The 17391-nt window shown below is 42.1% G+C and carries 20 protein-coding genes; 11 read left to right on the top strand and 9 right to left on the bottom strand.

Annotation, left to right across the window (positions count from 1 at the left end):
* Positions 1 to 118: 118 nt before the first annotated feature.
* The 3 genes from MHI35_RS17085 to speE all read right to left on the bottom strand — a co-directional run bounded on the left by MHI35_RS17085 (position 119) and on the right by speE (position 2315).
* On the bottom strand, positions 119 to 466 hold the full coding sequence (locus MHI35_RS17085) for a hypothetical protein (protein ID WP_335349711.1): 348 nt from the start codon (positions 464 to 466) through the stop codon (positions 119 to 121).
* A gap of 76 nt (positions 467 to 542) precedes the next feature.
* Positions 543 to 1415 carry an agmatinase gene (gene speB, locus MHI35_RS17090; RefSeq protein ID WP_335349710.1) on the bottom strand — a complete coding sequence of 291 codons (873 nt, stop codon included), beginning with the start codon at positions 1413 to 1415 and terminating at the stop codon, positions 543 to 545.
* Positions 1416 to 1484: 69 nt separating this feature from the next.
* Positions 1485 to 2315 carry a spermidine synthase gene (speE, locus tag MHI35_RS17095; RefSeq protein WP_012011597.1) on the bottom strand — a complete coding sequence of 277 codons (831 nt, stop codon included), beginning with the start codon at positions 2313 to 2315 and terminating at the stop codon, positions 1485 to 1487.
* Between the two features lie 225 nt (positions 2316 to 2540).
* Here speE and MHI35_RS17100 point away from each other — a divergent pair, with 225 nt between their 5' ends.
* Positions 2541 to 4610 (top strand): transglycosylase domain-containing protein, encoded by a 2070-nt coding sequence (locus tag MHI35_RS17100; RefSeq protein ID WP_335349709.1) that lies wholly within the window; start codon positions 2541 to 2543, stop codon positions 4608 to 4610.
* Between the two features lie 125 nt (positions 4611 to 4735).
* On the opposite strand, the gene MHI35_RS17105 is transcribed toward MHI35_RS17100, so the two are convergent.
* Together MHI35_RS17105 and MHI35_RS17110 are read right to left on the bottom strand one after the other, a co-directional pair.
* On the bottom strand, positions 4736 to 5254 hold the full coding sequence (locus MHI35_RS17105; RefSeq protein ID WP_012011599.1) for a YwhD family protein: 519 nt from the start codon (positions 5252 to 5254) through the stop codon (positions 4736 to 4738).
* 12 nt (positions 5255 to 5266) lie between these two features.
* On the bottom strand, positions 5267 to 5923 hold the full coding sequence (locus MHI35_RS17110) for a site-2 protease family protein (RefSeq protein ID WP_260982954.1): 657 nt from the start codon (positions 5921 to 5923) through the stop codon (positions 5267 to 5269).
* A gap of 113 nt (positions 5924 to 6036) precedes the next feature.
* Between MHI35_RS17110 and MHI35_RS17115 the strand changes: the two genes are divergently transcribed.
* The gene (locus MHI35_RS17115; protein WP_003214939.1) at positions 6037 to 6222 is read left to right on the top strand and encodes a 2-hydroxymuconate tautomerase; all 186 of its coding nucleotides are present in this window, start codon (positions 6037 to 6039) and stop codon (positions 6220 to 6222) included.
* 49 nt (positions 6223 to 6271) lie between these two features.
* Here the strand turns inward: MHI35_RS17115 and MHI35_RS17120 are convergent, their stop codons facing one another.
* A complete protein-coding gene (locus MHI35_RS17120) occupies positions 6272 to 7084 on the bottom strand; it encodes a zinc-dependent metalloprotease (RefSeq protein ID WP_144520286.1) in 813 nt (270 codons plus the stop codon).
* 340 nt (positions 7085 to 7424) lie between these two features.
* On the opposite strand from MHI35_RS17120, the gene MHI35_RS17125 reads away from it, so the two are divergent.
* A complete protein-coding gene (locus MHI35_RS17125) occupies positions 7425 to 8753 on the top strand; it encodes an LLM class flavin-dependent oxidoreductase (protein ID WP_335349708.1) in 1329 nt (442 codons plus the stop codon).
* Positions 8754 to 8791: 38 nt separating this feature from the next.
* Here the strand turns inward: MHI35_RS17125 and MHI35_RS17130 are convergent, their stop codons facing one another.
* Positions 8792 to 9676 (bottom strand): LysR family transcriptional regulator, encoded by an 885-nt coding sequence (locus MHI35_RS17130; RefSeq protein ID WP_335349707.1) that lies wholly within the window; start codon positions 9674 to 9676, stop codon positions 8792 to 8794.
* A 150-nt stretch (positions 9677 to 9826) separates the two neighbouring features.
* Between MHI35_RS17130 and ssuE the strand changes: the two genes are divergently transcribed.
* Genes ssuE through MHI35_RS17170 form a run of 8 tightly spaced genes read left to right on the top strand, consistent with a single transcriptional unit; the run spans position 9827 to position 15333 of the window.
* Positions 9827 to 10378, top strand: a complete 552-nt coding sequence (gene ssuE, locus MHI35_RS17135; RefSeq protein WP_335349706.1) for an NADPH-dependent FMN reductase — start codon at positions 9827 to 9829, stop codon at positions 10376 to 10378.
* Positions 10362 to 11387, top strand: a complete 1026-nt coding sequence (locus MHI35_RS17140; RefSeq protein ID WP_335349705.1) for an LLM class flavin-dependent oxidoreductase — start codon at positions 10362 to 10364, stop codon at positions 11385 to 11387. The genes ssuE and MHI35_RS17140 overlap by 17 nt, the downstream gene beginning before the upstream one ends.
* Entirely contained in the window at positions 11387 to 11641 is a 255-nt protein-coding gene (locus MHI35_RS17145) for a glutaredoxin family protein (RefSeq protein ID WP_335349704.1), read from the top strand. Before MHI35_RS17140 ends, MHI35_RS17145 begins: the two co-directional genes overlap by 1 nt.
* 26 nt (positions 11642 to 11667) lie before the next feature.
* Positions 11668 to 12231 (top strand): GNAT family N-acetyltransferase, encoded by a 564-nt coding sequence (locus MHI35_RS17150; RefSeq protein WP_335349703.1) that lies wholly within the window; start codon positions 11668 to 11670, stop codon positions 12229 to 12231.
* 13 nt (positions 12232 to 12244) lie between these two features.
* A complete protein-coding gene (locus MHI35_RS17155) occupies positions 12245 to 13006 on the top strand; it encodes an amino acid ABC transporter permease (RefSeq protein ID WP_335349702.1) in 762 nt (253 codons plus the stop codon).
* A 17-nt stretch (positions 13007 to 13023) separates the two neighbouring features.
* Positions 13024 to 13866: a transporter substrate-binding domain-containing protein gene (locus MHI35_RS17160; RefSeq protein ID WP_340992821.1), complete on the top strand. Its 843-nt coding sequence runs from the start codon at positions 13024 to 13026 to the stop codon at positions 13864 to 13866.
* Positions 13867 to 13882: 16 nt separating this feature from the next.
* Positions 13883 to 14593, top strand: a complete 711-nt coding sequence (locus MHI35_RS17165; RefSeq protein WP_335349700.1) for an amino acid ABC transporter permease — start codon at positions 13883 to 13885, stop codon at positions 14591 to 14593.
* Positions 14590 to 15333: an amino acid ABC transporter ATP-binding protein gene (locus MHI35_RS17170; protein ID WP_335349699.1), complete on the top strand. Its 744-nt coding sequence runs from the start codon at positions 14590 to 14592 to the stop codon at positions 15331 to 15333. Before MHI35_RS17165 ends, MHI35_RS17170 begins: the two co-directional genes overlap by 4 nt.
* A 93-nt stretch (positions 15334 to 15426) precedes the next feature.
* Here the strand turns inward: MHI35_RS17170 and MHI35_RS17175 are convergent, their stop codons facing one another.
* Both MHI35_RS17175 and MHI35_RS17180 read right to left on the bottom strand, forming a co-directional pair.
* Positions 15427 to 15927, bottom strand: coding sequence for a YwgA family protein (locus tag MHI35_RS17175; protein ID WP_119125510.1), 501 nt, complete (start codon positions 15925 to 15927; stop codon positions 15427 to 15429).
* A gap of 30 nt (positions 15928 to 15957) precedes the next feature.
* A complete protein-coding gene (locus MHI35_RS17180; protein WP_007497716.1) occupies positions 15958 to 17259 on the bottom strand; it encodes an HD domain-containing protein in 1302 nt (433 codons plus the stop codon).
* Positions 17260 to 17391 lie beyond the last annotated feature (132 nt).

Raw genomic sequence — 17391 nt, forward strand, 5'->3', positions numbered from 1 at the left:
CTTCCTTTGCTAAGACCCGTTTAACTAAAATAGTATACCATATTCATGATCGCCTATCATCCCATCATTTCTCTTCTTCCCTGCGATTAAACTTCGTTTTTGATCTTACACCATCCCTTTAGAAAAAAAGGAACAGGAAACTCACTAATACCACCAATCCAGCCTTTATGCCTAAGTCTTTTCTTTTGATCAAATAAAAAAGAGCTTGTACGCCTGAACTTGCCAAAAATGCCTGAAAAAAATCAAATGGCACGATCTGCGCCTGCTTAAATACCACCTGCATACATAGCACAATGGCCGTCAGATAGAAAAAGCCTCGATCCTGAAACAGCTCCAACATCTCTTCCTTCGCTTCCTTTTTCGAAGCAAAAACAGGCGGCTCAGCTGCGAGCTCTCGTTTCAGTGTGAGAAAACCTGCCGCTAACACACAAAAAGCGAGAAGCACCATCAATATAGAAGAATACATGAACTGCCTCCTTTACTTTGATCCATGTAAAAAAAGAGCTTGTCCACATGAGATGACAAGCTCCTCTATCAAGGTGTTATTTCACAAATCCAAGCAGCATTTCGCGTAAAAGCTTGCTCGCTGTATTCGCTGTTTGGTCAGAATGATCGTATACAGGTGCTACCTCAACAAGGTCTGCACCGACTACTTGCACATCAGATCCTGCAATCGCATGAATGGATGCAAGTAGCTCTTTTGATGTAATACCGCCAGCATCTACCGTGCCTGTCCCAGGTGCATGAGCTGGGTCGAGTACATCAATGTCGATCGTCACATACACTGGGCGCCCCTTCAGCTTTGGCAATACTTGCTTCAATGGCTCCAGCACTTCAAATTTAGAAATGTGCATGCCCGCTTCTTTTGCCCATTCAAATTCTTCCTTCATACCAGAACGAATGCCAAAAGAGAACACATTCTCAGGTCCAATGAGTCCTGCTACTTTACGAATCGGGGTTGAATGAGACAGCGGCTCACCCTCGTATTCCTCACGAAGATCCGTATGTGCGTCCATATGGATAATAGCCAAATCAGGATATTTCTTATGCATCGCGCGGAAAACCGGCCAAGACACAAGATGCTCGCCGCCCATTCCTAATGGAAACTTTCCTTTTTCTAAAATGCTGTCGACATACTCTTCAATTAAGTCTAAGCTTTTCTGTGCATTTCCAAAAGGAAGCGGAATGTCACCGGCATCAAAGAATGCTACCTCGTGTAGCTCACGATCTAAATAAGGGCTATATTCCTCTAAACCGATTGATACTTCACGAATTCGGTTCGGACCGAAACGTGAACCTGGGCGGTAACTAACTGTCCAGTCCATCGGCATACCGTATAAAATGACCTTTGCATCTTCCCATGTCGGATGACTTCCAATAAACACTTTTCCTGAATAAGCCTCGTCGAATCTCATGCAAGATTCCTCCTTTTACGCTTCAAAAAATGCGCAAACGGTCATTTGCGCATTTCCACTTCGCTTGATTTATTTGATTAAGTCGCTCACAAATTTCGGCAGAACGAATGCCGCTTTGTGCAATTCTTTTGTGTAATATTTCGTCTCAATATCAAAGAAACGGCTGTCTTCTACAGCAAGTGGGTCATATTTTTTTGAACCAATGGTAAATGTCCAAAGTCCACTTGGATACGTTGGAATATTCGCTGTATAAAGCTTCGTGATTGGGAAAATTTCTTTCACATCACGTTGTACATTTGTAATCAGCTCAGGTGTGAACCAAGGGTTGTCCGTTTGTGCCACGAAAATACCGTCTTCTTTGAGTGCTTTTGAAATTCCTGCGTAAAATCCTTTAGAGAACAGGTTCACAGCTGGTCCAACTGGCTCAGTTGAGTCCACCATGATGACATCGTACTCATTGTCAGCTTCAGCAATGTGCATAAAGCCGTCTCCGACTTTGACATCTACACGAGGATCGTCTAGTTTTCCAGCAATCGAAGGAAGGAATTTCTTCGAGTATTCGATGACTTTGCCATCAATATCAACAAGTGTCGCTTTTTTCACACTTGGATGCTTGAGGATTTCACGAATGACACCGCCATCTCCTCCGCCTACGACAAGAACATTTTCCGGATTTGGATGAGTGAAAAGAGGTACATGTGCCACCATTTCGTGGTATACAAACTCATCTTTCTCAGATGTCATCACCATACCGTCTAAAAACAGCATATTGCCAAACTCTTCTGTTTCCACCATTTCTAAATGCTGAAAATCTGTTTGTTCTGTGTGAAGGGTTTTGTTCACCTTCAATGTAATACCAAAATTCTTCGTTTGCTTCTCTGTATACCAAAGTTCGCTCATTGTCCATCTTCCTCTCATCCAATAATAAACAAACATCTATTGTTAGCGCCTTTTATCGGCTATGACTATATCGATTGTCCAAGAAAAAAGTATAGTGGATTCATATCAAATTGTAAAGAACCGCATGAGTTCTCTTCAATTTTCATGCACGCTCTTGCAATCATTTGTTTAAAACGGTTTTCTTTGTTCCATACTGATAAAAAACCGTCAAAATGGGGGCTTTGCATGGACACAATCATGAGTAATAAAAAAATCCGCATGACCGTGAAAACGATTCGAGCCTGTTTTTTTATAGGCTTGCTCGCTTTTCTATTTGCAGGCACTGTCTTTTTGACGATTCTTTTAATAGCCAAATGGCAAGGCGCCCCTTCTGTTCAAGTTCCCCAATCTACGACGATTTATGCAGCCGATGGTTCAAAGCTTGGAGAATCTAGCTTTGGAGAAAAGAGATATTGGGTGCCCTTAAAGGACATGGCCCCTCATATCAGGCAGGCAGCTGTGGCTGTTGAAGACAAAACCTTTTATGAGCATCATGGCTTTGATGTGAAACGGATGGCAGGGGCTGCAGTGGCTGATATTCGCGCCATGGCTAAAGTACAAGGAGCCAGCACGATCACCCAGCAATATGCACGAAATCTGTATTTAGATCATGATAAAACGTGGAAGCGGAAATGGAATGAAGCCTTTTACACGATCCGCTTAGAGCAAAACTATACAAAAGATGAGATTTTAGAAGGATACTTGAACACCATTTATTATGGTCATGGAGCTTATGGCGTGGAAGCGGCATCCCGTCTGTATTTCGGAAAAAAAGCGAAGAATTTGACCCTCGCTGAATCTGCCTTACTTGCCGGTATCCCAAAGGGCCCTTCTCTCTACTCCCCTTATGTGAATGAAGAGAAAGCCGGTGCAAGAAAGAATATGATTTTGAGGCACATGCAAGAGGACGGCATGATTACGAAAAAGGCAGCCGCTGAAGCCGCGAAAGAAAAACTGTCCTATCGCCCTTTGCAAAAGAAGCAGCTACAAGCAAAACAAGCTCCGTATTTTTATGATGATGTGGTTCGTGAGTTGAAGCAAACCTTGGGGCTAACTGAGGAACAGATCGAAACCTATGGCCTTCATATCCAAACGACTTTACATCCAGAATTACAGAAAATTGCTGAGAAGACGTTAAAAAGCACAATCGATTCGAAATCAGACATCCAAGTCGGCTTTACTGCTATCCATCCACAAACAGGTCATGTACTCGCCCTCATCGGAGGAAGAGATTACGAGAAAAGTCCATTCAACCGGGTGACACAAGCGAAAAGGCAGCCCGGTTCAACAATGAAACCTCTTCTCTATTACATGGCCTTGCAAAATGGGTTTACACCAGCAACCGTCATGCGCAGTGAAGAAACGGTTTTTGAGCTCGATGATCAAGGAAACGGTGCTGCTTATTCGCCAAGCAATTATCATGGCTATTACGCGAATGATGGCATTACGATGCTTCAAGCCTTGGCGCTATCTGATAATATTTATGCCGTGAAAACCCATCTATTTTTAGGAATGGAGCAGCTTGTACGTGCCGGGAAAACATTTGGCATCAACGAAAAACTAGATCAAGTGCCATCACTTGCCTTAGGCACGTCTCCTGTCAAACCAATTGAAATGACCAACGCTTATGCCATGCTTGTCAATGGCGGAAAACGAGTCAAACCCACCTTTATTACAAAGGTAACGGATGCAAAAGGTAACGTGCTTTTTGAAGAAAAGCAAAAACGAGAGCAAGTCTTAGATGAAAAGGCAGCCTTTGTCACCACCGACATGATGTCAGGAATGTTCAATGATCAGTTAAACGGCTATACAAGTGTCACCGGCCGCACCATTATGAAGGATCTCACGCGAACATACGGAGGAAAATCAGGGACGACAGGAGCCGACAGCTGGATGATCGGCTTCTCTCCCCAGCTCGTCACAGGTGTGTGGACGGGCTATGATAAAGGGCGCACCATTGACTCGGTCGAAGAAACAGCCTATGCAAAAAAGATATGGGCATCTTTTATGGAATCAGCCCTCTCTAAACAGCCAGCGTCCTCCTTCATGCCACCAGATGGCGTAAAAGGTGTGTATATCAATCCAAAAACCGGCGATCTTGCGGGTCCAGGGTGTGAATCAAAGGTATTCACCTATTTTATAGAAGGAACGGAGCCGACAGGTGTGTGCTACGGCGCTGAGGATAAATCTTCTGAGGAAGATCCGGTTCAAGATCAAAGGCCAAAGAAATGGTGGGAAAAGTGGCTGAAACGTTAAAAAAAGACATGAAAAACCCCGAGATTTGCATCTCGGGATTCTCCATGTCCTAGCTTTAACACCAGTTTACTCAAAAATCAGCTGGAATTGGTAGTAATTCGCCATTCTTCACAAAAATTTCACAATTATTCAGGGACAGCCAATCCTTCTTTTAATTCGTCTGTGGATGCTTCCCACAGTGCTTCATTATGACTCTTCAAGAAATCAGCCAGTACCTTTTTCGATACATCATCCATATGACTGACAACGATTTTTCGTTTCATTGATTTATCCATTAAATTCACATGCTCTGGAAGCGACTTATACCCTCGGCGGATTGAACGATCAACGGTCATTTCGCAAGCCGTGACACCCGCATAGTAAGGACCTTCTTCTCTGCGGTCAATGGTCACCCATACGAGCCAATACGGTTTTCCGTTCGGCACTTCTTCTTTTGTTTTCAGAAATTTAATTCCTTTTTCAACGGCACTTCTCGCATGCATTGCACCAATATCAATGACAGCTTCCTTTTCCTCTACATCAATGATCACCGGCGAAATGTTATCTAGGCTGAGCGCACCCGCTCCAAAGCCTCCGTGTCCGTCAGTTGCGTCTGTTTTTTTAATGATATTAAAACCAATTGGTTTCTTCTTTTTACCTTCCATTCATTAAACCTCCTAAAGCAGCGGCTTCAAAATAAGATTAAACCAGTATATGATTTGATCCCGCATTCCGATCAATGGACCAAAAACAAACTGTCCTAACGGCGTAATCACGAATATGAGAAAGATAATGATCCCATATTGTTCAAATTGCGTCATTTTCGCCCGGATACGGGGGCTGACGACGTCCTCAATAATACGATACCCATCCAGCGGTGGAATTGGCAATAAGTTAAATAGGAACAAAATGACGTTCAAGTTAATAAAGATTAAGAAAAAATTATCAACGCCCGGCTCAAAGCGCATGAGCGACTCCCCGCCAAATTTTTGAAGAAGGACATACACGAAAAAGCCTAGAAACGCCAACACCAAGTTACTTAATGGGCCAGCAATCGAGACGCAGATTCCTGCTAAGCGTGGTTTTTTAAAATGGTAACGATTCACCGGCACAGGTCTCGCCCAGCCAAACCCAGCGACAAAGATCAAAATCGTCCCAAATACATCAAGATGCTTCAACGGATTTAATGTGAGTCTCCCTTGGTTCTTAGCTGTCGGGTCTCCGAAACGATACGCAACATATGCATGCGCCAACTCGTGCATCGTAAATGCAACAACAAGTGTAATGGCGACATATGGAATCAGTTCTAATGGATACACAAGAAATTGGTTCAAAGGCATGAATCCCTCTTTCTTTCTATACAATGATTTACTTCATTCAGTATACTATAAGAAGTCCCTTAAACTAAAGGGAAGCGTAGCATTAAAGGAAAAAGGAGGTTTTCGCATTGCCGATTGTCACCGTACAAATGCTTGAAGGAAGAACAGACGAGCAGAAAAGGGCGCTTGTGGAGAAAGTCACTGACGCTGTTGTTGAAACAACAGGCGCAGGTGCAGAAAAAGTCTCTGTTATTATTGAAGAAATGAAAAAAGAACACTATGCCGTAGCAGGAAAACGAATGAGCGATCTGTAAGCATAAGAAAAGGACAAGCACATGGGTGTTTGTCCTTTTGTCTCTTATTTTATCTGTACCACGCTTTGTTACGGTTCACTTGATTTTTATGAGCCGCATCAAAGAAATCAACTGAGTAAGAATAATCATAATTCATTAAGCAGACAATGCCGCTGCCTTGAGGGTCATGTGGTAAGCCAAAGTTATGACCGTATTCATGCGTAGCCGCTTTTGCAGTATTCGCTGTTCCTTGATCAAGGTTAACGGCGAATGCACTTCCGCGTGGTGCACTATTGTATACATACGCGATTCCGCCCGCATCAAAGTTTGGATTAGCTGTAAAGCCAGTGACAAAATCGTATCCTCTGCCATCAAAGCTGCGCGACAGGTTAGATAAAATTTGCTCTGCATTTGATCCAGAAGATGTCCAAGATCCTACTGCTTGTACGACAAAGTCCACATCATGATCACGGTTAAAGGTGACATCCGCTTGCTCGATGATGCTGACAATGCGCGTCTGCCAGTCACTATATTTCGCACGATACTGCGCATCTGCTACAGCATAGACTGTTACTTTTTGACTGCCTGTGCTTGCTTTTGTTGAAATAGAATCTCCTGTATTCGCCTTAAAGGTTCTAGAACCTACCTGCTTACCAGACTCATCTAATACCTTTGTTGTCACATCTCGTTCAATTGGAGGTGCTTTCGTCAAATCTTTAAAATCGTTTGCCTTTGGCAACCCCTCACTAATATGTGTTTCGAATGGCGCATGACCATGATCATGCCCATGACCAGCACTCGCGACTGGTGCTGAAGCTGAACTTACTCCCGGTAACAAACTACCTACCAATAAAAATGACAAAAAGACTGAACGCTTTTTCATTCCTATCCCTCCTTTGATTTTCACAAAGTTATATATTCACTGAAAATTCACCATTTTCCTTCTATTCAGTCAAAAACAGGGAATTAGATACACAGGAAGAAAGTCGAAATACGTCATATTCACTAATTTTCTAAATCATTCAGTACACATTTCATCGAAAATTAGCGCTTTTGGTCTAGGTCATTTACTTAGTAAACTCCCATGGTTTTAAGAAATGATGTCAATGATATTAGAAAAGATAAACTCATACTTTACTGATACCAATTATACTTCTTTGCGATTCTACTTTATGATGAAAAACATAAAACATGGCTATTTCAAAACAGAAGGGACGATCTGCATGTCTGAAAAAAAGCATATACAATTTGGATTAATGTTACATGGTCCGGGAGGTCACATGAATGCGTGGAAGGATGAATCAGTTCCAGCAGATGCAAGTGTTAATATCGATTACTATCAAGCGATGACAAAAAAGGCAGAAGCAGCGGGTTTCCGTTTTGTCTTTGTCGCAGATGGCTTATATATTCATGAACATTCGATTCCTCATTTCTTGAACCGATTTGAACCATTAACCATTTTATCTGCTCTTGCTGCGGTCACCACACAAATTGGACTTGTGGGTACCGTATCCACTTCCTATAGTGAGCCCTTTACCATTGCCAGACAATTTGCCTCCTTGGATAAGTTAAGCAAAGGCCGGGCAGGATGGAATGTTGTGACTTCACCGTTAGAAGGTTCTGCTGAAAATCACATCATCCGTTCGCATCCTAGCCACTCCCTTCGATACGAAATTGCAGAAGAGTATTTACATGTAGTGAATGGGCTTTGGAATTCATGGGAAGAAGATGCTTTTATAAGAGATCGTTCAACAGGTGTCTTCTTCGATCGAGATAAACTGCACACATTAAACCATCATGGGAAACATTTTTCTGTCAAAGGTCCTTTAAATATTGAACGTTCTGAACAAGGGCAGCCCGTGATTTTCCAAGCAGGCGCTTCAGAGGCAGGAAAAGATCTAGCCGCAAAAGAAGCAGACGCTGTATTTACAAATGCCGATTCACTTGAAAAGGCACAAGCCTATTACCGCGACGTGAAAAATAGAGCGGAAGCGTTTGGTCGAAAACCATCCGATATCAAAATATTCCCTGGCATCCACCCGATTACAGGGAAAACAGTCGAAGAAGCAGAAGAAAAATATGAAGCCATTAAACATCTCGTCTCTATTGAAGAAGCCCTGCATTACCTGGGCAGATTCTTTGATCATTTGGACTTCAGTCAATTCCCACTTGATGAACCTTTTCCTGATATAGGTGACGCTGGTTCAAACAGCTTTCAATCTACAACAGAATCCATTAAAAAAATGGCCAAAGAACAAAATTTGACCTTAAGAGAAGTCGCTTTACAAGTGACCACTCCAAAAAGTGCCTTTTTCGGCACTTACGAACAAGTGGCTGACAAATTGATTCAATGGATCGAAGAAGATGCCGCAGATGGATTTATTTTTGGCGCTCCGATTTTAGCTAGTGGTTTATTCGAATGGACAGAGCATGTGATCCCGATATTGATAGAAAGAGGATATTATGATCAAAATTATCAAGCTCATACCCTTCGCGAAAATTTGGGTCTGCCTATTAAGAAGAATCAGTTTCTTAAACAAACCGTAAAATAAACATAAAAGAGGGGTCAGCACAAAGGCTAACCCCTCTTTCATGTTGTTCGATGCAATCGATTTTCAATGAGATCAATAAACTGGAGTACAGCTCTTCCAGGGGCATCATTTGTTTTCCTCAATAGACCAACTGGCGGGGACACTTGAATGCCCTTTATTTCTAATACCTTTGTACCGGGGAGTGTAAAAGAATGGGCGGTTCGAGTAAAAAGAGACACTCCTAATCCAGCCTGAACATAGTGCTTATGGGACATGCTGCTCGTAATCTCTAACTTATTGTAATTGGTCCCAATGACGTTAACGATTTGTTGTTCAATTTGGATGCGGATGGGGCAATTGTGAGGTGTGAATAATATGGTCTCATTTTTTAAATCTGTTACCTCCGCTACATCTTTTTCCGCCAATCGATGTGAAGACGGGACCAGCAAAACAATATCATCTTGAAAAAGCGGCTTATAGCTATTTTCCATCGAAGCTTCTGGAGCGCCGCAAATCGCAAAATCAATCTCATCATGGGAAAGCAAGGAACTCAGTGTATTTGCATCTGCTACTTGCACAGAAAATTCTACATTCGGAAACCTTTCCTTGAATTCTGCAAGAAGCGATGGGAATTCTAAGCTGGCTGTGGGCTCAGAAACACCGATGCGAATGAACCCCGCAATGCCTATCTCTAAATCTTGTAGCGTTTTCGTGAGTTTCTCATATTCATTGAGTAAAGAATTGGCTCTTTCATAAAAAAGCTGACCTGATGCTGTTAACTTTAAGGTCTTCCCTCTTTCTAGAAGCTTCTCTCCAATTTCCTCTTCTAAATGTTTGATGTGCAACGTAATGGTTGGCTGAGAATAATTCAGTGCTTCTGCCGCTTTCAAAAAATTCCCGTATTTCACGATGGTGGCAAAAGTACGAATCGCTCGAATCTCCATGAAAACCCCTCTTCTCCCTGTATTTTAAATAACTAAATCGTGTATTTATGATTACTAATTATACTTTTCAATTGGTTTGCCTTATTATAATTTATATTATCAACTATTCCAAGTTGTTTAGAAGGAATTATGTGAAATGGAGGAGACAATTTGACGAAAGTAACGATTATAGCAGGCGGACATTCCGTCCAATCTCGATTAACCGGTGTTCTGCAGCATGTTCAGCAGCATTTAACGATCAATGGAATCGATGTACATATCATTCAAGTTCACCAGCTACCTAGCAGTGCTCTAATAGGAGCGAACTTTTCAAACGAAGAGATTGTAAAGGCCATTGAACTCGTGAATGAGAGTGACGGTGTCATTGTGTTAACGCCTGTCTACAAAGCGTCATTTTCCGGTATTTTAAAAACGTTTTTAGATTTACTTCCACAGAAAGCGTTACAAGGAAAACCCGTCCTTCCGTTCGTTTTAGGAGGAACCTATGGTCATCTGCTCGTCATTGAATATGCTCTTAAACCGATTATTCACCAACTTGGTGCAACGGTTGTTCAATCTGGTGTGTATGTCGTGGATCAACAGGTCACAAAGCAGGAATCAGGTCATTATTTAATTGATTCAGATGCCATAGAAAGGTTAAACCTCGCATTATCTCAATATCAAAATCTGATAGGAGGAACAGCCAATGTCGTTCATCCTTAGTATTCTTGATCAAAGTCTTGTCGGTCAAAAAGAGAACGCAGAGACGGGCATTCAGCATACTGTCAGATTAGCTGAAGCAGCGGATCAGCTTGGCTATCACAGGTTTTGGGTGTCTGAACATCACAATAACCCTCAAGTAGCAGGTTCTTCCCCTGAAGCTCTTGCCGGCTATCTCTTAGCAAAAACAAACAACATACGAATCGGGTCTGGAGGTGTCATGCTTCAGCATTACAGTCCGTTCAAGGTGGCTGAAACATTTCATGTCCTAGCATCATTAGCGCCTGGAAGAGTCGATTTAGGTGTTGGGAAAGCACCTGGAGGACTGAACCTATCGACACAAGCTCTTCAGGAAGATTATCAGGCGTCACGGAAGGATTTTTCTCAAAAATTAGTGGATCTCAACACCTATCTGACGGAACACACAAATGAATTGAATGCTCAGCCCATTCCTCGTTTATCACCTGACATGTTCCTTTTAGGGGGAAGTATAGAGAGCGCTGAATTTGCAGCAAAACTTGGTATCTCCTTTGTCTTTGCCTTCTTCATTAATGGAGATGAAGCCTTATTAAAAGAAGCAAGAGAGACCTTCCAAACATATCAAAAAGCGGGCACTCGCCAGCAATTCCTTCTTGCTATCACCGTTTCTGTAGCCGATGATCCCGAACAAGCACTTTCACATATCAAACAAAAGGAATCAGTAAAGGTCTCCTTTTCCGATGGAAGAAAGCTCAATGTCACATCAATAGAGGATGCAGAAAAGCTAGTGAAAGGAATGGAAAAGGAATACTACAGCATTCACGTACAAAAAACCGGCTATACAGCTGGCACAAAAGAAACCGTTCATCACAGGCTGACTGAGCTAGCCGAGTCATACGATATCAATGAATTCATCGCACTTTCGCCGATTGTAGATATTGATGAAAGGATCACGTCTATCACTTTATTAAAAGAAGCACTTGATCAAAAACAAACAAATCAAAAACCAATCAATCAAGAGGTGAACGTCTAATGTCAAACAGTCAAAAAATCATTTTATGGAGCAAAAATGGATGCAGTTATTGCAAGGACATTCAATCCTACTTCAACGAACAGCAGATCCCTTTTTCAACGATTGATGTCACTGAACATGATGATTACAGAAACATTTTAGAAGCAAAATACGGTGTCCGCTATGTGCCTGTAGTTGAGATCAGTCATGATCCCCACGTGTATCAAGCATTGCTGAATCCTGATATCGAGACTTTAAGAAAAGCATTAATCTGACATTACATTTTGAATGGAGGTTTGTCATGAGTCGAGATATTTTTCGCATCGCTACCGAAGAGGATGCGCCAGCTTTTTTAGAATTACTGTCCAGTGCATTTAAACCGCTTGGGGAAATGGGCATCGATTGGCCATCCACGAACGCCACACTTGAAATGGTCACAGAAAACATTACACAGTCTGTTGCCGTTGTATTAGAACGAGACGGCCGGCTCATATCAACCATCACCATACGTTTTCCTTGGGAGAGCACTCAACCGGTCTCAGGCTATCCATTTGTCTGGTGGTTTGCGACAGCTCCTGATTTAGCCGGTCAAGGGATTGGAAATAAGCTGCTCGATTATGTAGAAAACACCTTACTCCGGCAGACATATAAAGCGCCTGCCTATACACTGGGCACGTCTGGCCGAAAACACCCTTGGCTTTTAGACATGTACGAACGAAAAGGATATACAAAATATATTGAACGTGAGGCTGAAAATGGTGACTTAGGTATCTTGATGTATAAAGTACTCATCCCTGAACGGTTCGATGCTGCCATATTAGGCGCGCCACCCGCACAAGAAAAAGTCGAAACGACTTCTACATAGGAGGTGATTCAACGTGGGTGAGTTTTTCAAATGGGAGTATGTGGTCACACTCTTCCCTAAAGTATTATCAGCCCTTCCGACCACCTTGCTGATTGTTTTATTTGCCACTTTGATTGGCAGCTTTCTTGGTTTCATCCTTGCTTATTTTCGAATTGAGCGCATTCCTGTTCTGCATCAACTTAGTGCAATCTATGTTTCATTTATTCGTGGGACGCCTATCCTTGTTCAAATGTTTATTGTCTTTTATGGTCTGCCAGGTGTGCTCGCAGCAATTGGACTTGATATCTCCATGTGGAACAAATTGTTCTTTCTTTATATTACATATGGACTCAATACAGCTGCCTACTTTTCAGAAATATTCCGATCAGCCTTATCGAGTGTCCCAGCATCTCAATATGAAGCGGCTGCCTCAATTGGGCTGACGAAATGGCAGATTTATAGAAGAACGCTCATTCCTCAAGCAGGGAAAATCGCACTTCCGAATATTGGTGTGGCCATCGTCAACTTATTACAGAATACCTCTCTCGCCTTTACACTGGGCGTGATGGACATTATCGGAAAGGTTCAAACATTAGGGGCATTATACTACCGCGTATTAGAAGGATACTTTATTGCTGCCGTCATTTTTATTATGTTAAGTCTGCTACTAGAAAAAGCGTTTGACCTATTGGAAAAACGGATCAATACACCGAAAACGAGAAAACAGCGTCAGACGACATTCGTTTCCTTAAAAAGACCCGAAACGGCCTTTACAGTCGAAAAGCGTGCGAAGTAAAACGAGGAGGATTTCACATGAAAAATAACAAACAATTCAAAAAACATTCCATCATCGGTCTGCTTACACTTGGTTCATTGCTGCTTGCTGCCTGCGGAAATACGGAACAATCGAATGAAGTCAAAGCAGAAGCAACGAATAATGATCCAGATGCGAAAGAAATCATCGTTGCCACAGGGAATGCTTACCAGCCTTTCGTTTACTTAGATGAAAACGGCAAATTAACAGGCTATGAGAAGGCTGTATTAGATGAAGTGGATCAGCTTCTTCCACAATATCAGTTTAAATATGAATCCTTCGAATTTAAAAATATTTTGCCCGCTTTAGATGCTGGTAAAGTAGATCTCGCTGCCCATCAATATGAAATCAATGATGAGCGTCAGAAGAAATATCTATTTGGAAAAGTGGGCTACACAGACTATACAAGCTATGTGGTTGTTGATAAAGCATCTGGTCATGATTTTCAAAGCCTTGACGATTTGGCTGGACACAAAGTGCACACCTCTACAGGGAGTAATTTCGCTTATCTACTAGAACAATATAACGAAAAACACGATCGGAAAATTGACATTGTTTACGGAGATGGCGGGAACGAAATTCTCGTCAAAAATCTTCAGAATGGCACAGTCGATGCAGCCTTGCTAACAAAGTATGACGTCAATAAGCTGAACAAACAGTTCAATGCCAATCTTATGACATCTGGAAAGCCTGTAAACGTATCTAAAACGTACTACCTTTATCAAAAAGACAATACAAAACTTCAAAAAGACATTGATCAACCATTACAAAAGCTGATCGATAACGGCAAGCTCGCTGAATTGTCTAAAAAAATATTGGGCGGAGACTTCACTACATCATAAGAAAGGAGCGATCTGAGTGGATTTTGATGTCGCCTTTATGTTTCAGGCCTTTATAGCCGCACTTCATTATTTGCCAACAACTCTGCTATTGGGCTTTCTACCGCTAATATTTGGCTCTGTCTTTGGATTTGGTATTGCCCTTATCCGTTTTTATCAGGTGCCTGTATTATCTCAATTGTTCAAATGGTTTGTGGCTATTTTTAAAGCAATTCCTGTTGTTCTCATTTTACTCGTATCTTATCTTCTTTTTTCAGATTCGCTGGATCATTTGGCTGCATCTCTATCTCTTCAGATTCGTTTCAGTGATTTGGACAGACGATGGATTGCCATTTTCGCCCTTACTTTATATGCCGTAAGCGGGTTATCCGAAATATTTCGAAGCTCTCTTGCATCTATTCCAAAAGGTCAATTCGATGCCGCATTATCCGTTGGTTTCACCAGCAAACAGGTCTTAAGAAGGGTCATCATTCCACAAGTCTTTCCCATCTCCCTTCCACTTCTGAACAACATGTTGATCAGTTTAATTAAAGCCTCTTCTCTCGTCTCTATGGTGTCTGTGGTCGATATTTTAAACGGCGCTTTAATTAAAGCAAATGTGAACTATCGTTACCTTGAAGCATACATCGCCGTTGCCCTAATTTACTGGGCACTGTGTGCCTCTATTGAAGCCATCACAGCTGGATATGAGAAATATGGACAGAAAAACAAAAGGAGACGATTGGCATGATTAACATAAAACAGGTGCATAAAGCGTTCGGCAAGAACGAGATTCTAAAAGGAATTGATTTATCAGTGAAAAAAGGCGAAGTGGTTGTCATATTAGGTCCGAGCGGTTCTGGAAAATCAACCTTTCTGCGTTGCTTGAATTTTCTTGAACGTGCGGATCAAGGAGAAATTAGCATTAATGACACGACTGTCAAGTTCAATCAAGCCAAGCCTAAAGCCATTCTCGCACTTCGCAGAAAAACCGCCATGGTCTTTCAGCAATACGATCTATTTCTTCATAAAACAGCACTTGAAAACGTCATGGAGGGTTTAGTCATTGCCCGTAAACATCCGAAAGATCAAGCCTATGACACAGCTCTTCAATTACTTACAAAGGTTGGATTGCTAGAGAAAAAGGATGCTTATCCTCATCAACTATCTGGCGGACAGCAGCAGCGAGTTGGCATTGCACGGGCACTGGCTTTGAATCCAGAAGTCATTTTGTTCGACGAACCAACCTCAGCATTAGATCCCGAACTTGTAGGAGAAACGCTCGATGTGATTAAACAAGTAGCACAAACCGGGGTCACTATGATCATCGTCACGCACGAAATGAGCTTTGCCTATGATATTGCCGACAAGGTGATTTTCATGGAGGATGGGGTCATCGTCGAATCAGGTACACCGGAAGAGGTCTTTGAACAGACGAAAGAAGAACGGACAAAACAATTTTTAGCGAGATTCTCTTACCACCATTCATAAAAAAACAAGTCGACCGCTTGGATCGACTTGTTTCTGCACAAAATAAAAACCAGTCTGTTCTAGCCATTAGCTATCACACACTGGTTCCTCCTGTTAGTTCAATTCCTTCAACTGATCAATATAAGCAAGAGCATCCTCAAATTCTTCGTCCGTATAGCGCTGCTTGCTTTTAATGGTGAAGACCTTTTCCTTTACCTCATCTTTTGGCAGATCATCAAAGTATAAAATCGTAGAGACGAGCTCTAGGAAACGAGACGACTGCTCGTTCATCTGCTGCGTCAGCACTTTGAGGTCAGGCATGTCCACTTCGCACTGATCGAGAAACTCTTTCCCATTGTCCGTCAGCGAATAACGATACTGATAGTATCCACCTTTTTTTTCCTTCATTTCGTCCAAGAATCCAAGGTTGCACAGCTCTTCAATTCTGAGCGTCAACTCCTCTGAATAGGGGCCATAAAAGTGAAAATCGTATTTCTCGTAAAAAGGCAAATCTAGCTTTTTTGCTATGTAAATCATCTTTTGCAGCTTCTTCCGTCCAACGATTTCCCCAGATTCAGAGAATACCTTCATCAACTTTGCATGCTCTTTCAACAAATTCCCGACATCTCCTTTTTCAGTACTTCCTTATCCCAATCCAAGCAGCTTCATGATCGCCTTCTTTTCTTCAGCTTTTTCCGACATATCTACAATTAAGTCCATCGGGAAATAAAGTTTATGATCGGTTCTTCGTTTACCGGAAATGGCATCAACAATATCTGACTGTCTCGACAGCTCTTTAATATGACCACTTTGCGTCAAAAGGTGAATCGGCAGTCTCTCTTCTTCCTCCCCTGGTCTGTAGAAGTCGTAGGGCAAGTCAGAGGAAGAATCGACGACTAAATAATAGTCAGGATCAATGCCTGCCTCCTTGAACAAGGCGGTCAGCTTGAAATATTTCGTCATTTCTTCATTCGGATTAAACTCTGTATATTGGAACAATCGACGGTTCATAAAACGGCGGCACAAATCAGCCAGCACGTGATCTTCTTCATCTTCCCACGCCTGAAAATAAAATAAGACAATGGATTCATCTAATTTAATATAGTCCTCTGTGGTGACATTTCCCTCAAAAATCGAATAAAAATGAACAGGGGCATGTGTAAAAATATAGCCGGTTTCATGCAGCTCTTTTGCACGGTGGAGAATTTTCGTTAAAATGACTTCCGCACTGCGTGTCACTGGGTGGAAATAGACTTGCCAGTACATTTGATAGCGACTCATAATATAATCCTCGACCGCATGCATCCCGCTCTGCTTCATCACAATTTGATCTTCTCTCGGACGCATCACGCGCAAAATACGCTCCATATCAAAATGGCCGTAGCTGACGCCTGTATAGTAGGCATCACGCTGCAAATAGTCCATACGATCGGCATCGATTTGACTTGAGATCAAACTGACCACCTGTTTGTTTTGATACGTTTTCGCAATGACTTCTGCTACATGCTTCGGGAAATCATCACTCACCCGGCGAAGCACTTCATTGACTTCGGTTTGCCCTAAAATAATATCTCTTGTAAACGATTCATGATCTAAATGGAAGACCTTTTCAAAGGAATGAGAAAATGGTCCATGTCCGAGGTCATGAAGCAAGGCCGCACTCAGGACAAGCTCGCGTTCTCCCTCATCCCATTCCGGCCGTCCTTTGAATACATCATCCACAATCCGTCTCACAATCTCGTATACACCGAGCGAATGATTGAAACGGCTGTGTTCTGCACCATGAAACGTCAAATAAGTGGTTCCTAGCTGTTTAATTCGGCGCAGGCGCTGAAATTCTCTTGTTCCTATTAAATCCCATATTAATGCGTCCCGTACGTGAACATAACGGTGCACAGGATCTTTAAATACCTTTTCCTCAGATAATTTCCCTTTTGGATACGCCATCGTTTCGTCCCTCTTTTTTTAAGACGTGTTTCTATTATATCGGGTAACTTTTCCCGAAAACATCCTTGAATTTGCTCGTGAATGTGTTCTCAATGATTGCACGGACGTAAAAAGCCCGACCTGACAGGGACG

The organism is Bacillus sp. FSL K6-3459, assembly GCF_038003305.1.
GTDB classification, from domain to species: Bacteria; Bacillota; Bacilli; order Bacillales; family Bacillaceae; genus Bacillus; species Bacillus pumilus_O.